General features: G+C 35.1%; 7 protein-coding genes. 2 read left to right on the top strand and 5 right to left on the bottom strand.

Annotation, left to right across the window (positions count from 1 at the left end; genetic code table 11):
• Window positions 1-41: 41 nt before the first annotated feature.
• Window positions 42-12,365 (bottom strand): gliding motility-associated C-terminal domain-containing protein, encoded by a 12,324-nt coding sequence (locus tag EAG11_RS03815; protein ID WP_129537980.1) that lies wholly within the window; start codon window positions 12,363-12,365, stop codon window positions 42-44.
• Between the two features lie 1,248 nt (window positions 12,366-13,613).
• On the opposite strand from EAG11_RS03815, the gene EAG11_RS03810 reads away from it, so the two are divergent.
• Entirely contained in the window at window positions 13,614-14,252 is a 639-nt protein-coding gene (locus EAG11_RS03810) for a helix-turn-helix domain-containing protein (RefSeq protein WP_164998654.1), read from the top strand.
• A gap of 40 nt (window positions 14,253-14,292) precedes the next feature.
• On the opposite strand, the gene EAG11_RS03805 is transcribed toward EAG11_RS03810, so the two are convergent.
• The 4 genes from EAG11_RS03805 to rpsF all read right to left on the bottom strand — a co-directional run bounded on the left by EAG11_RS03805 (window position 14,293) and on the right by rpsF (window position 16,024).
• Entirely contained in the window at window positions 14,293-14,766 is a 474-nt protein-coding gene (locus EAG11_RS03805) for a DUF6495 family protein (RefSeq protein ID WP_129537978.1), read from the bottom strand.
• A 109-nt stretch (window positions 14,767-14,875) separates the two neighbouring features.
• Window positions 14,876-15,316: a 50S ribosomal protein L9 gene (rplI, locus tag EAG11_RS03800; protein ID WP_035628732.1), complete on the bottom strand. Its 441-nt coding sequence runs from the start codon at window positions 15,314-15,316 to the stop codon at window positions 14,876-14,878.
• Between the two features lie 64 nt (window positions 15,317-15,380).
• Window positions 15,381-15,677: a 30S ribosomal protein S18 gene (rpsR, locus tag EAG11_RS03795; RefSeq protein WP_002987043.1), complete on the bottom strand. Its 297-nt coding sequence runs from the start codon at window positions 15,675-15,677 to the stop codon at window positions 15,381-15,383.
• Window positions 15,678-15,682: 5 nt separating this feature from the next.
• Window positions 15,683-16,024: a 30S ribosomal protein S6 gene (gene rpsF, locus EAG11_RS03790; protein WP_035628733.1), complete on the bottom strand. Its 342-nt coding sequence runs from the start codon at window positions 16,022-16,024 to the stop codon at window positions 15,683-15,685.
• Between the two features lie 167 nt (window positions 16,025-16,191).
• On the opposite strand from rpsF, the gene EAG11_RS03785 reads away from it, so the two are divergent.
• Window positions 16,192-16,890 (top strand): LytTR family DNA-binding domain-containing protein, encoded by a 699-nt coding sequence (locus EAG11_RS03785; protein WP_129537977.1) that lies wholly within the window; start codon window positions 16,192-16,194, stop codon window positions 16,888-16,890.
• Window positions 16,891-16,893 lie beyond the last annotated feature (3 nt).

Genomic DNA, 16,893 nt, shown 5'->3' with positions numbered 1-16,893 from the left:
TAGTCAGTTAATTTAATTTGATGATTTATGGTTACAGGAGGTTATCTAATAATAGATAACCAACCTGTTTTAACTACTCCATCTGCACCAATATCCAGAACATAATAATATGTGCCCGCTGGTAATTTATCTCCTTTATTAATTGCGCCTGATACATTTGCTATCCCATCCCAATCATTATTATAATGATTTTGTTTATAAACTAACGCTCCGTATCTGTTATAAACATTTAAACTATTATTCGGATAATTTTCAATACAATCTATTTTGAAAACATCATTTGCACCATCATTGTTAGGAGTAAATTCATTATAAACTATCAAACATACAGGGCTTACAGAAGCTTCTCCATGATTATTTGTTGTATCCGAATCTATTGGATTTGAAACCACGATCGAAGCTACATTTAAATAATTTCCTGTTGGTAATACTTGAACCACTACAGTAAGCACTGCACTTTCATTGGCGTTTAATACTGGAATATTCCACGCTCCAGTTATATTGCTATATGTTCCAGTAGTAGTTTGTGCACTAACAAAATCATATCCTGTTGGCAAAATTTCACTAACTATTGTATCTATAAAGTTTCCTGATCCTACATTATTTACTGTTACAGTAAAAGTTACTTTATCATTAATATTAGGAGTTGGATTATCTACTGTCTTACTCATTGTTATATCTGAACAAGTTGCAACATCAAGCGTTAATAATTTACTATTTGTCTCATTACATAGATTAGTATAGGAAACATTTACACTTGCAGGCCCTATCGCTGGCCATGAAACTGTTACAAAATTATCGGTAGCAAGACCTCCTGCCGTAATAGTACCTCCTCCAGTAATTGTCCAATCATAATTTGACATTCCGCTTACAGTTGTATAAGTAATCTCATCAAAAACACACGGAACTGCTTTACTTGAGGCTATTGTTGGTAACTCGCTTCCTCTAAAAGTAATCGGAATGGCCAATCTTAATTTACTTTCACAACCTGTTATTAGATTTTTTAAAGAGCCATAATATGTTCCAGCTACTAGTAATGAACTTGGAGCTAATGCAATCCCTCCTGTTTCTACATTATACCAAACAACCCCAATTTCATTTACTTGTAAATCTGAAATTTTCGGCAGAGCTGTTAAACAAAAATCTTGCGTAGCTCTTGTTGTAGTTGGTATTGCACCGTCATTAATAATCACTTTAACTAATAATCTAACTGAACTTGCACAACCAGTTACTGGATCTAGGATTGCTCCGTAATAAGATCCGTTAGCTAAAACAGTCGTTGGATCTAAAGCTGTTCCTCCTGTTGCTGTTGTATACCAAACTACACCAGTCTCATTTACCTGAAGACTCGCCACTGTTGGTGCATTTACCAAACAGAAATCCTGCGTATCATCGTTTGTTGTTGGTTTAGCTGGATCTGTTACTGTTACCGTTACTACTAATCTTACTGAACTTACACAACCAGTTACTGGATCTAGGATTCCTCCGTAGTATTCTCCATTAGCCAAAGCTGTGGTTGGATCTAATGGCGTTACACTTACTAGTGAACTATACCAAACCACTCCGGTTTCATTTACCTGCAAGTTTGCAACTGTTGGGCTATTTGCTAAACAGAAAGCTTGCGTATCATCGTTCGTTGTTGGCTTAGCTGGATCTGTTACTGTTACCGTTACTAGTAATCTAACTGAACTTACACAACCAGTTACTGGATCTAGGATTGCTCCGTAGTATTCTCCATTTGCTAAAGCTGTGGTTGGATCTAATGGGGTAACACTTACTAATGAACTATACCAAACCACTCCTGTCTCGTTTACCTGAAGACTCGCTACTGTTGGATTATTTGCCAAACAGAAATCCTGCGTATCATCATTCGTTGTTGGTTTTGCTGGATTAGTTACTGTTACCGTTACTACTAATCGAACGGAACTCACACAACCTGTTACTGGATCTAAGATTGCTCCGTAATAAGGTCCATTTGCTAAAGCTGTGGTTGGATCTAATGGAGTAACACTTACTAATGAACTATACCAAACAACACCTGTTTCATTTACCTGAAGATTTGCAACTGTTGGATTATTGGCCAAACAGAAATCCTGAGTATCATCATTAGTTGTTGGAGTTAGTGGATCTGTTACCGTTACGGTTACTAGTAATCTAACTGAACTTACACAACCAGTTACTGGATCTAGGATCGCTCCGTAATATGGACCGTTGGCTAAAGCGGTTGTTGGATCTAATGGTGTTACACTTACTAGTGAACTGTACCAAACAACACCTGTTTCATTTACCTGAAGATTGGCAACTGTTGGATTATTTACCAAACAGAAATCCTGAGTATCATCATTAGTTGTTGGAGTTAGTGGATCTGTTACCGTTACGGTTACTAGTAGTCTAACTGAACTTACACAACCAGTTACTGGATCTAGGATCGCTCCATAATATGGACCGTTCGCTAAAGCTGTTGTTGGATCTAATGGCGTAACACTTACTAGTGAACTGTACCAAACAACGCCTGTTTCATTTACCTGAAGATTGGCAACTGTTGGATTATTTGCCAAACAGAAATCCTGAGTATCATCATTAGTTGTTGGAGTTAGTGGATCTGTTACCGTTACGGTTACTAGTAATCTAACTGAACTTACACAACCAGTTACTGGATCTAGGATCGCTCCATAATATGGACCGTTGGCTAAAGCTGTTGTTGGATCTAATGGCGTAACACTTACTAGTGAACTGTACCAAACAACACCTGTTTCATTTACCTGAAGATTGGCAACTGTTGGATTATTTGCCAAACAGAAATCCTGAGTATCATCATTAGTTGTTGGAGTTAGTGGATCTGTTACCGTTACGGTTACTAGTAATCTAACTGAACTTACACAACCAGTTACTGGATCTAGGATTGCTCCGTAATATGGACCGTTGGCTAAAGCTGTTGTTGGATCTAATGGTGTTACACTAACTAGTGAACTGTACCAAACAACACCTGTTTCATTTACCTGAAGATTTGCAACTGTTGGGTTATTTGCCAAACAGAAATCCTGAGTATCATCATTAGTTGTTGGAGTTAGTGGATCTGTTACCGTTACGGTTACTAGTAATCTAACTGAACTTACACAACCAGTTACTGGATCTAGGATTGCTCCGTAATATGGACCGTTGGCTAAAGCTGTTGTTGGATCTAATGGTGTTACACTAACTAGTGAACTGTACCAAACAACACCTGTTTCATTTACCTGAAGATTGGCAACTGTTGGGTTATTTGCCAAACAGAAATCCTGAGTGTCATCATTAGTTGTTGGAGTTAGTGGATCTGTTACCGTTACGGTTACTAGTAATCTAACTGAACTTACACAACCAGTTACTGGATCTAGGATCGCTCCGTAATATGGACCGTTCGCTAAAGCGGTTGTTGGATCTAATGGCGTAACACTAACTAGTGAACTGTACCAAACAACACCTGTTTCATTTACCTGAAGATTGGCAACTGTTGGGTTATTTGCCAAACAGAAATCCTGAGTATCATCATTAGTTGTTGGAGTTAGTGGATCTGTTACCGTTACGGTTACTAGTAATCTAACTGAACTTACACAACCAGTTAATGGATCTAGGATTGCTCCGTAATATGGACCGTTCGCTAAAGCTGTTGTTGGATCTAATGGCGTAACACTTACTAGTGAACTGTACCAAACAACACCTGTTTCATTTACCTGAAGATTTGCAACTGTTGGATTATTTGCCAAACAGAAATCCTGAGTATCATCATTAGTTGTTGGAGTTAGTGGATCTGTTACCCTTACGGTTACTAGTAATCTAACTGAACTTACACAACCAGTTACTGGATCTAGGATTGCTCCGTAATATGGACCGTTGGCTAAAGCGGTTGTTGGATCTAATGGTGTTACACTTACTAGTGAACTATACCAAACAACACCTGTTTCATTTACCTGAAGATTTGCAACTGTTGGATTATTGGCCAAACAGAAATCCTGAGTATCATCATTAGTTGTTGGAGTTAGTGGATCTGTTACCGTTACGGTTACTAGTAATCTAACTGAACTTACACAACCAGTTACTGGATCTAGGATCGCTCCGTAATATGGACCGTTGGCTAAAGCGGTTGTTGGATCTAATGGCGTAACACTTACTAGTGAACTGTACCAAACAACACCTGTTTCATTTACCTGAAGATTGGCAACTGTTGGGTTATTTGCCAAACAGAAATCCTGAGTGTCATCATTAGTTGTTGGAGTTAGTGGATCTGTTACCGTTACGGTTACTAGTAATCTAACTGAACTTACACAACCAGTTACTGGATCTAGGATCGCTCCGTAATATGGACCGTTGGCTAAAGCGGTTGTTGGATCTAATGGCGTAACACTTACTAGTGAACTATACCAAACAACACCTGTTTCATTTACCTGAAGATTTGCAACTGTTGGATTATTGGCCAAACAGAAATCCTGAGTATCATCATTAGTTGTTGGAGTTAGTGGATCTGTTACCGTTACGGTTACTAGTAATCTAACTGAACTTACACAACCAGTTACTGGATCTAGGATCGCTCCGTAATATGGACCGTTGGCTAAAGCGGTTGTTGGATCTAATGGCGTAACACTTACTAGTGAACTATACCAAACAACACCTGTTTCATTTACCTGAAGATTTGCAACTGTTGGATTATTGGCCAAACAGAAATCCTGAGTATCATCATTAGTTGTTGGAGTTAGTGGATCTGTTACCGTTACGGTTACTAGTAATCTAACTGAACTTACACAACCAGTTACTGGATCTAGGATCGCTCCGTAATATGGACCGTTGGCTAAAGCGGTTGTTGGATCTAATGGTGTTACACTTACTAGTGAACTATACCAAACAACACCTGTTTCATTTACCTGAAGATTTGCAACTGTTGGGTTATTTGCCAAACAGAAATCCTGAGTATCATCATTAGTTGTTGGAGTTAGTGGATCTGTTACCGTTACGGTTACTAGTAATCTAACTGAACTTACACAACCAGTTACTGGATCTAGGATCGCTCCGTAATATGGACCGTTGGCTAAAGCGGTTGTTGGATCTAATGGCGTAACACTTACTAGTGAACTATACCAAACAACACCTGTTTCATTTACCTGAAGATTTGCAACTGTTGGATTATTGGCCAAACAGAAATCCTGAGTATCATCATTAGTTGTTGGAGTTAGTGGATCTGTTACCGTTACGGTTACTAGTAATCTAACTGAACTTACACAACCAGTTACTGGATCTAGGATCGCTCCGTAATATGGACCGTTGGCTAAAGCGGTTGTTGGATCTAATGGTGTTACACTTACTAGTGAACTATACCAAACAACACCTGTTTCATTTACCTGAAGATTTGCAACTGTTGGGTTATTTGCCAAACAGAAATCCTGAGTATCATCATTAGTTGTTGGAGTTAGTGGATCTGTTACCGTTACGGTTACTAGTAATCTAACTGAACTTACACAACCAGTTACTGGATCTAGGATCGCTCCGTAATATGGACCGTTGGCTAAAGCGGTTGTTGGATCTAATGGCGTAACACTTACTAGTGAACTATACCAAACAACACCTGTTTCATTTACCTGAAGATTTGCAACTGTTGGGTTATTTGCCAAACAGAAATCCTGAGTATCATCATTAGTTGTTGGAGTTAGTGGATCTGTTACCGTTACGGTTACTAGTAATCGAACTGAACTTACACAACCAGTTACTGGATCTAGGATTGCTCCATAATATGGACCGTTGGCTAAAGCTGTTGTTGGATCTAATGGCGTAACACTTACTAGTGAACTGTACCAAACAACTCCTGTTTCGTTTACCTGAAGATTTGCAACTGTTGGGTTATTTGCCAAACAGAAATCCTGAGTATCATCATTAGTTGTTGGAGTTAGTGGATCTGTTACCGTTACGGTTACTAGTAGTCTAACTGAACTTACACAACCAGTTACTGGATCTAGGATCGCTCCGTAATATGGACCGTTGGCTAAAGCTGTTGTTGGATCTAATGGTGTTACACTTACTAGTGAACTGTACCAAACAACACCTGTTTCATTTACCTGAAGATTGGCAACTGTTGGATTATTTGCCAAACAGAAATCCTGAGTATCATCATTAGTTGTTGGAGTTAGTGGATCTGTTACCGTTACGGTTACTACTAATCGTACAGCACTTTCACAGTATACTTCTATTGGATTCGTTTTTATTGGAAGAGAAATAGCTCCATAATACACTTGACTTGTCAATGGAGTACTTGCTAATAAAGGCGTTGTACTTATAAGGGAATCATACCAAACAACGTTTGGTTCATTTACCTGAAGATTTGCAACTGTTGGGCTATTAGCTAGACAGAAGTCCTGGGTATCATCATTAGTTGTTGGAGTTGCTGGACTGCTTATTGTTACTGTGGCTGCTTTTAATTCTCCCTCTTTATTTTCGCATGTATTATCACTTGATACTGCAACATAATAAGTAACAGGACTCATAAGCGCTGTTAATCCTGAGACTGTTAAAACTCCTAGGTTGCTAGTTGTATAAGTAACACCCGCAATAGTAACAGGTCCTGGTCCATTTGGAATAGCCTGTGTTTTATTAGCGTCAAAATACCAAAAGAATTTAGGATTTGTCAAAGTACTCTCTGGTGTAAATACAGCATCTGTGTTATGACAAACTGAATCGTTATTTACTGTAATATCGGTTACTAGAGAATTTGGTAAAATTGTAAATGTAACTTGTTTTCTATCTCCAGGAGCAGTTTCGCAATATTCATCTGAACTAACTCCTAAATAATAAGTATAAGTACCTGCTGTTAATCCAGTTAAATTTAACACTGAAGCTGTTTCTCCTACAATTAAATTACTATTTGTACCATCAAAACTATACCAATGGTATACTATATTATTAAGTACAGGAGTAGCAGCTAAATCTGCTTCTAACTTAACTTTTCCATCTCCAGCACAAATAATAGTATCGCTTCCATCGTTAATTTTTACATTTAATATTGTACTTACTGGAGTTGTAGCTCTAACAACTACAGTCACTTCCCCTCTCGCAAGAGCTGCACAGCCATAGCGAATTGGTTGGATATAATATTTATAAGTACCTGCTGCTAATATTGCTGGAAGCGTATATGTCTGACCATCGGCAAGGAAATTTCCTCCAGTTGGAGAATCATACCATTTATAAGTCGAACAATTGGCAGGGGGCACTTCTAATGTTATAGTGCTACCGGGGCAGACCGTGATCATATTATTATCGTCTCCTCCAAGGACTTTAGTATTTGTTACACGGTCAATATTATGAACTCTAAGCTGATCTAATACACTTACAACACCTCCAAAAGATATTGTGACTCTATCATATGGCTGGGTTTGAGGAGCTAAAATTGTCATTGCCATTGTATCTCCCGAAAGTAATTTTAAGGTCAATAAACTACTATCGTTTAGGATAGGAGCACCAATAGCAGTATTTCCTAAATAAAGCTGAATATTAAATCCAGTAAGTAAATTAAGATTCAAGACAGTTCCTGGTTTAGAAATTATTATTCTAAGACTATCTCCAACCATAGATGGTGTTCTAAAAGTTGCTGTAAGCTGTGCCGCAGCAAGAACCCCCACTCCACTAAACATAGTAGCATAAGTTGCTACATCATTATCAGCTATGTTCCATGCATTCGAAACTCCAACAGTAGCTGTTAATGCTCCAACACCTATTTCTTTTACACCAAAGAAAACATCTTCGATATCTCCTTGTCCACAAGTTATCTGGGTAACGGTTTTATCATAATATGCATCATATACATTAATATTTTGTGCTACACCTAAGATTGATCCCATTTGTACTCGAATACCGTCATAAGCTTTAGGCCCTGAAATATCTGATGGAACAAATGTGTATTCAAATGAGTTTTGACCTGATAATAAATTTAATAATGATCCAGATACAGATTGTAAAGTTCCAATATCAATTGGGTTCCCTAGACCATCACGTTTAGTTCCTATCACTGTAACACCTTGTCCTAAAGCTACCCCACTATACTCTGCACCTAACTTAACTGTAACTGGAGTTCCTTTAGCAATAGTTGTAGGCCATTGTAAATTTTGCCATGTAGTTCCGATACCCAAAAGCCCTATACCAGTTGTTATTGTTGAATATGTTTTAGGGTTACCATCTGCCCCATTAGTTTCATTTGTAACGCCTCCAGTAATAATAGTTCCCCATTGCTGAGTCGTAGCATATTCTCTTTCTAATAATGGATCACAACTAGCAGGGTCTATAACAGTAATTGTAATAGTCTGACTATTTGTACAAGTTCCATTACTCGCAATTACTGTATAAGTAAAAACACCAACAGTATTTAGTGCACCTGTATTATTTGATGGTATAGGATTTCCTGATGGATCGTACCATGTAACTGTTCCATTTGAAGTTGCGGATAAAGGTACAGAAGCACCTAAATTCACAACCACCGAACTTGTTACTGCTGTTAAAGTAGGTAACTGATTAATTGTAACCGTTACTTTTTCTTTCACAGATGGACAATCAATACCAGTTGTTTGAGCTTGAATCCAGTAATCACCACCTATAGTAATATTTGCTGCAGCCTGGTCTGTTATTGGTGCATTTGCAGCATCAAAGAAAGTATATGTTGTATTTCCTGATGTATCAAAATTTGTGATAGCATCTTTTAAGTTTACTTTAGCACAACCAGCCAAAGTTGCAGTAACTGTCAAGTCTGAACCTGCTGGAAAATTTACTACAACTTCTTTTAAAGCACCGTCTATATTTTCGCAAATACCTCCATTAAGTACTGAAACATAATATTTATAAGGAGAGTTAGAAGCAATAAGTCCGCTAATGGTAAGCGCTCCAGTTGTAGCGTCTTTTAAATACGTTACTCCCGCTACTGTTCCTGATATAATTTCCTGAGTTTTACTTTGATCTGTATAATATTTAAATGTTGCTCCTGCAAATGTAGATGTTGGAGACAATACAGCACCTCCCGCACAAGTAGCGGTTAAAGGAGTTGTTATCGTAATATCACTTTCTATAGGAATAGGCAACACAGTTACTGTAATAGCCTGACGATTAGTATTCAAACACGGTGTAACTCCACGACTAGCTTCTAAATAAAATGTTTTAGTTCCTGTTAATGATCCCGTTGTATAAGTGTTTATATTAGTTGCTAAAGCAGTCCCACCAGTTGCTACATCATACCAAGTAAATGTTTGTGTACCTGTAGCTGTAGCTGTTAATGTAGTAGATTGCCCTGCACAAATTGGATCTACTGCTCCAGTTATTGTAGCATTTGGATATCTATAAGAAGCTTCATAAATATCTAATCCTGCTAACAAAAGAGCTAACCCTTCTAATTTAATATGAACACTTGTAAATGGACCTGCTGCTATGAAACTCGCTCTAAAACGGTTTCCTCCTAATAATTGAACATTTAAAAGTGAATTAATAGTGGTTAGATCAGCATTAGGGGATGCTAAATTAAAACTTTGCAAACTAACATTAGAAAGAGCACTTATATCAAGGAGCCCTACAGGAATCCCTAGCTCTACATCTATAATATCTCCTGCCTGACCAACTGTAGGGAAGGTTAATGCTTGTTGCATATAATCACCTAATAGACCAACAGGTATTGAAAGGTTGGCTGCAGTTGCATTATTTCCATCCACAGAAGCTCCGTTATTTGTTGAACCACATAATAAACAATTCGTTGTCCCTCCTCTGGAAGTTACTTGTGAATTAGCCAATAAACAAGAATTAATAGAATTACTTATAACAACATTAATAACAGCCCTTGTACCATTTGTACAATCTGTAGTTGTACTTCTCGCTGCAATATAAAAGCTCTTATTTGTTATTAAAGATGGAGATGGTGTATATGAGGTTGTACCAGATGATAGTAAGTTTCCATTAGTTGGAGCATCATACCAATCGTAAGCTACATCTGTTACAGGATTTGTAACCTGCAAAGTAACATTCTGTCCAGATTGTATAACTACTGTTGATAACGCTATAGTTGGTACTGCTGGTACAGGATTAACATTTACATGTACCGGAGTACGTGCAGGACTTGAACAACTTCCAATAACTGCTTCAACATGATAAGTTACAGAAGCAGTTAAACCTGGTGTCGTATAAGTCGTACCTGTAAATACTAAATTTCCACCCGCAGATTCATCATACCATTTATAGGTAGTTCCAGCAACAGGCGATTGAATTGTTAATGTTGACGATTGTCCGCTGCATAAATTTAAAGGAACAGCGACAACTGTTGTTGGAGCAACAGGATTATTAACTGTTACTGTAACAGGAAATCTTTCACTATTCACACAACCATTACGAGTAACTTCTATATAATAAGTAGTATTTACAGTTAATGGTAATGTTGTATAAGCATTGGTACTACTCAATAAATTACCTCCTGTTAAAGCATCATACCATTTAATCGTTTCATCTAAAGTTGCACTAGAAGTTAAGGTTGTTGTTTGTCCGCTACAAATCGTCGTATTACCAGTTATGGTTCTTGCCTTAAATTTATATGAAGCCCCGTAAATATTAAGACTGGATACTAAAGTGGCTAAGCCACCTAATCTAATCTCAACACGATCAAAGGCAGAACCTGCTATAAGACTTGCTTTAAAACGATTACCCGTTAATAATTGAATATTTAAAAGTGAACTGTTTACAGCTACCCTATCATTATTATATGTCGCACCATTATAAGTAGCTAATGAAATATAACTTAAGGCACTTATATCTAAAAGTCCCGTTGGAATTTCTAAATCTACCGTGATAACATCTCCAGCCTGACCTGAGTTATTAAACTGCAACGTTTGCTGAATCCAGCCAGTAACTAAACCAACAGGTACTGATAAGGTGGTGGCTGTATTAACATTTTCATCAACCGAATTATTAGGATTATTCGGAGAACATAATAAACAAAGTCCGTTTTGAGCTGTCTGTTGGCTATTAGCATCCTGACATCCTCCTAATGGATTAGTCGAAACAGTTATATTTATTGCGACTCTAGTTGCACTTACACACCCTCCTGTAGCACTAACTGCCTCAACATAATAGGTCTTATTTGCAGTTAAGATAGGAGTAGTATATGTAGGAGAATTTGCTAGTAACTTAGTTCCTCCCGTAGCTGCATCATACCAATCAAAAGTAACACTTGGATCCGTTGATGAAGCATTTAAAGTTGCATTTTGACCAGACAGTATAGATACACTTCGTGTTAATACTATTGGAACTGCAGGAACCTGAGTCGAAGTAACACTAACAGGAGTTCTTGTTGGTGTTTTGCAGGCTCCAATAGCTGCTTCTACAAAAAAATTAGAAACTCCAATAGGCACTGTCCTAGTCAAGGTATTACCAGAAGCAATGAAAGCACCTCCTGCACTATACCAAGTATAAATTGTTCCTGGTACTGGATTTATTACCGATAAAGTAGTCGATTGTGTAGGTCCAGTAGAACAAATTACTGTCCCACTACTATCTATATTTGGTAATATCGGATTTGTAATATTTATAGTTACAGGCACGCGTTCGTCACTCTCACAACCTACATTTCTTGAACTACTTACATAATAAGTTGTTGCAGTTGTTAAAGCTGGTGTGGTAAAAGTATTAATATTTGAAAGTGGTGTAGTCGATGTAGGGGAATCGTACCATGCTAGTGTAGTACCAGCCGCTGCGGTGGCAGTAAGTGTTATTGGCTGTCCAGAACATACCGCTTGTGTATTTCCTCCAACAATTGTAGGCTTAGCAAATTGTAAGCGAACTTCATATATTCTTAAACTTAAAAATGCGCTTAAAAGTCCTCCACTTTGAATTTGCACACTATTTGCATCTCCGGGTAATGTGTATTTTATGACCCCTATTTTGTTTACATCATCCAATATTTGGAGATTTAATATTCCACTGCTTAATGCTACTGCTGGTCCAACATTAGCTGCTCCATTTTTTGCCCGAATAGTTCCGTTCGTGAGCAAATCAGCTTCCAAAACACCATTTCCAGTATTAAAATAAACAACAATTTGGTCACCTGCTTTAGCTGTTTGATTAAAATGGAATGTCTCTTGTGCAAAACAAGCTAAACCTAAAACATTTGATATAGAAGCAAAAGTAGCCATGTTTCCATCAAATGCATCATCTGGAGTAGTTACACTCATACCCACACATAATACTCCTCCTACACTATTAGTCTGTGAGTCAGGTCTGCAAAAATTTTGTGAGAAAGAGCTCGAAAAGGGAATTAATATCAAAAACAACCACAAATAATTTTGCAGAAATGCCCCCTTTTTTATTGTTAAGAAAAATGTTTTCATATTCCTGAGAGATTAATAAAGTGATAAATAAATTCCAATATGGCAAATAAGTGATGCCATCTACAATCCCATATTTTAAGAAACAGAGATTATTAAATATAGCTGTACTAACAAACCATCAGATAAACATTCTAATGCTCTGAAAAATATCTTAATTTTAAAGACTATAAAAATTACTCCGAATTTGCTACAAACTCAATTTGCAAAGAAGTGTGTGATCCCATAATTCGACAAAAAATAAAAGTCAAATAGATCTTAAAAAAAGAAAGTTGTTTACTAGCGAAATCAATTAAAGTAGGTTTTAATTTCATAAAAATATTTTTTAAGAGATTAATGGTATTTATTCGGGATTCTACTTTCATTATTTTAGTTAACATTAGGCAATAATAACCTGTATGCGATGCATTTATGTGCATCCATAAAAAAATAAAAACTAGAAATTTTAATTCGACGATTTTAAGTACTTGAAAACTTTACACAATAATCATAAGAAATGAATCCTATAGAGATGTGAAAATTAAAATCTATTAAATGGAAAAATAGACTTATGACCAATACCAGAGTAGTCGAGTTGTGCTTCAGGGGATTGAAGACTCAATTAATAATACTATTATGTATTGTTATAGAATAAATGACATCGATAATTATTGCTACATTGATCAAACGGGTTATTTGTTTTAAAAACAAAAAGAACCAATTGATTTATAAAATTATCAAATAAGAAAAACTCTTTTTTACTTGTAGAAGCAAAAAATGATATGGCATTTAATTTTTGATTGAACGACTGTGAAACAAGAAATAAATATGAGAAGAATCTATTCCTTCTGAAAAAAGTAATTATATATTCCATAAGCATCCATATTAAATAATAATTGACAAAAACGTGCAAAAATTCTTCTTATTTAAAGACTCTTTTTAAAAGTCCTCATGCTACTATGTGGTATTATATTATTTTATGACAGAAAAACAAATTAGAATAATAATAAATAATCATTTTTTTATATATTGCTCCACATTTGACATTAGAATATCCCTGATTCTATATAAAATAACCTATTTATACTTAAATCAGAATTATATCTGAGTTTTGGCGTTATGCGATTTGAGCAATGATTTTAAATTTTTAAGATATTAACTTAAAAAATAAAGTAATTAATCTTTTTTCAACTATTTAATCGATAGTGTTAAGATTAATTAACAGTCGTTCAATGATTAATATTTCATAAATGTAAAAATCTTTTTTTGAATATGCAAGCGAAAAAATCACTAAATGCGAATTTAATCTTAAAAAGATTAAAAAAGGCATTACAAATAAATACTGATATTGATCTATCTAAACTACTGAATATCAAACCAAATACTATCTCTACATGGAAAAAAAGAGATACTTTAGATTATAGTGCAATAATCTCAATTTGCAATCTTCACGAAATCGACCTAAATAAAATACTCTCAGAAAAAAGCTACAACGAAAAAGTTAATAATATAATCGTAAACAATACTCCTTTAATAAAAAGAGAGCTTCAATTTGAATATTGTCTTGGAAATGAAGATTTATTAAGCAGTTTACCTCAATATCATTTTCCTTTTATACAAAGCAAAATCTCCAGGGCATTTGAGATAGTAAGCAATAACATGAACCCAACTATAAATGCAAATTCTTTTGTAGTATGTGAAATTACAGATATAAAATCTATTGAAGAAAATGCCATCGCAGTAATAATAAGCAAAACAAAAGGACTAATTATTAATAGAGTAATTAATAATAGTCCTTTGGAAAATAATTTTACTTTAAGCAACGATAATACTTTTTTCAGAAATACAACTATTGATTCTGATGACATTAAAGAAATATGGGCTGTAAAAAATATACTAATTAGAATATAAAATCAACCCTTAATTTATTGAATAAAGTAATGATCAATAATTACGATTCTATAATCGTATTTATTTGTTTAAACAATTGCCCATCGCTCAGGAATGCACCTTGTTGAATTAATTCAAAAATAGAAGCATTACGATCATCAGTAAAAACTTTTTTACCAACTTTCATCTCAATAGTTTCAGTAAACATATTATCGCTTAACCATTGTAAACCTTCTTTAGTTAAGAAATCCGTTTCTGGGACTAATGATTTCAAAACTATAGATTGAACATGTGTATCAAAACATTGAAACAGGAAAATATGATTTTTAGAAAAATGCTCTAAAAATTCAGCTCTAGAAAGAACTCCTTCCCAAATTAAATCCGAAAACACATCTAGCTCTTGCTCAGCTACCTCTGGCTTGTTTATTTTGATCGAATCCCACTCTGCCTTATCAATTGCCTGCGTTCCTAAAAAGCTTGCAAATTCAGCATTTAATTCATCAAATTGTTCTTTTGTTAATCTTGCGTATTTCATTTTTAAAACATTTATGGCTTTTATAATATAATTAAATATTTCAAGCCTGTTTAATATTCAAAAAAAAATCCCGATTTACATCGGGATTTCATATTATAAATTAAAACTATTACTTTTCAGCAACAATTTCGTATGGTAATTCAACTACAACATCTCTGTGTAATCTAATGCTTGCAGCATATTTACCAGTACGTTTTACGATACCGCTAGTAATAAATTTTCTTTCGATAGAGTTACCCGCTTTTTCCAAAGCTTCAGCAATATCTATGTTAGTGATAGAACCAAAAAGTTTCTCTCCACCAGCTTTTGCGAAAATTTTAATTTCAAGAGCTTTCAATGCTTCTGCTATTTTCTTAGCGTCATCAACAATCTTAGCCTCTTTGTGTGCTCTTTGTTTTAGGTTTTCAGCCAATACTTTTTTTGCAGAAGGAGTTGCTAAAGTAGCAAAACCTTGAGGAATTAAAAAGTTACGACCGTAACCCGCTTTTACAGATACTACATCATCTTTAAATCCTAGATTCTGTACGTCTTGTTTTAAAATAAGTTCCATGTTGTTGTCCTTATATTTGAGAAGTTAGGTTCGTTTGACGGAAACCAACAACTTTAGTTTAATATTATTTTAATAAATCGGCCACGTATGGCATTAAAGCTAAGTGACGAGCTCTCTTAACTGCTACAGACACTTTTCTTTGGTATTTTAAAGAAGTTCCTGTTAAACGACGAGGAAGAATTTTTCCTTGCTCATTAACGAATTTCAATAAGAAATCTGCATCTTTATAATCGATATATTTGATTCCTGATTTTTTGAAACGACAATACTTTTTAGTTTTGTTAGTTTCGATGTTTAAAGGCGTTAAATATCTGATATCTCCGTCTTTTTTTCCTTTTGCTGATTGCTCTATTGTAGACATAATAATTAAGCTTTTGTAGATTTTAATTTTGTTCTTCTTCTCTCAGCCCAAGAAATAGCGTGTTTATCTAAACTTACAGTTAAGAAACGCATAACTCTCTCGTCACGTCTAAATTCAGTTTCAAAAGCAATTAGAACTTCTCCTGCTACTTTGAACTCAAATAAGTGATAAAAACCACTTTTTTTGTTTTGGATTTCGTAAGCCATTTTCTTTAGGCCCCAATCCTCTTTTGATACCATTTCAGCTCCTCTACTAGTAAGAAATTCTTCAAATTTCGTTACTGTTTCCTTCACCTGAACCTCAGATAAAACGGGATTTAAAATGAAAACAGTTTCATAATGATTCATAAATCTAATATTTATTTGTTAAAATTGGGTGCAAAAGTAACCAATTATTTTATATATACAACACTTTTTTGCTTTTATTCGACGTATGGTAAAAAATAAGCCTAAAATCTAGGTTTAAAAGAAAAATAAATCTATATTTACTACTACATTCCCTAAATTTAAATGTTATGAAACTAAATTGTGTTGTAGTAGACGATAGTTCTATCCAAAGAACCATCATCTCAAAGTTAGTCAATAATCATACGAATTTACACTTGGTTGGAGATTTTTCTAATGCAATCGAAGCTCGAAGCTGTATCTCTTTAAATAATATTGATTTGATATTTTTAGATATCGAAATGCCTGTTATAAATGGTTTTGATTTTTTAGATGGCCTAAAAACAAAGCCCCAAATAATCTTTATTACCTCTAAGGCCGAATATGCTTTAAAGGCTTTTGATTACGATGCTACCGACTATCTCCAAAAACCAATAGCCATAGACCGCTTTAATGCTTCTGTTAAAAGAGCATTAGACTTATATGCCTTACGAACCGATGTAAAAGAAGATGAAGGCGAGCATATTTTTATCAAAAGCAACCTCAAAAAACTTAAAATTTTCACTGCAAAAATTAAGTGGATTGAAGCTTTTGGCGACTATGTAAGAGTAGTAACCGAAGACGATAGTAACTTAGTTCTTTCAACAATGAAATCTTTTGAAAATGATTTATCAAAAGAAAAATTCATTCGCGTACACAAGTCATATATTATAAATATTGACAAAGTAGAACGCTTTAATAGTAAGTTTGCCGAAATCGGTATTACAAAAATTCCATTAAGTCGAAATAAAAAAGAAGACTTAGTTCGCGCATTATCAATAACTCATTAAAGC

It is taken from the genome of Flavobacterium sp. 140616W15 (assembly GCF_003668995.1).
Taxonomy (GTDB): Bacteria; Bacteroidota; Bacteroidia; order Flavobacteriales; family Flavobacteriaceae; genus Flavobacterium.
Note: the sequence above shows the minus strand (reverse complement) of the source record. Positions and strands in the feature narration are given on the sequence as shown.

Excerpts from the sequence above, each read along its gene's own strand:
- EAG11_RS03815 (WP_129537980.1), bottom strand. The coding sequence starts at position 12,365 with ATGAAAACATTTTTCTTAACAATAAAAAAGGGGGCATTTCTGCAAAAT.
- EAG11_RS03810 (WP_164998654.1), top strand. The coding sequence starts at position 13,614 with ATGCAAGCGAAAAAATCACTAAATGCGAATTTAATCTTAAAAAGATTA.
- EAG11_RS03805 (WP_129537978.1), bottom strand. The coding sequence starts at position 14,766 with ATGAAATACGCAAGATTAACAAAAGAACAATTTGATGAATTAAATGCT.
- rplI (WP_035628732.1), bottom strand. The coding sequence starts at position 15,316 with ATGGAACTTATTTTAAAACAAGACGTACAGAATCTAGGATTTAAAGAT.
- rpsR (WP_002987043.1), bottom strand. The coding sequence starts at position 15,677 with ATGTCTACAATAGAGCAATCAGCAAAAGGAAAAAAAGACGGAGATATC.
- rpsF (WP_035628733.1), bottom strand. The coding sequence starts at position 16,024 with ATGAATCATTATGAAACTGTTTTCATTTTAAATCCCGTTTTATCTGAG.
- EAG11_RS03785 (WP_129537977.1), top strand. The coding sequence starts at position 16,192 with ATGAAACTAAATTGTGTTGTAGTAGACGATAGTTCTATCCAAAGAACC.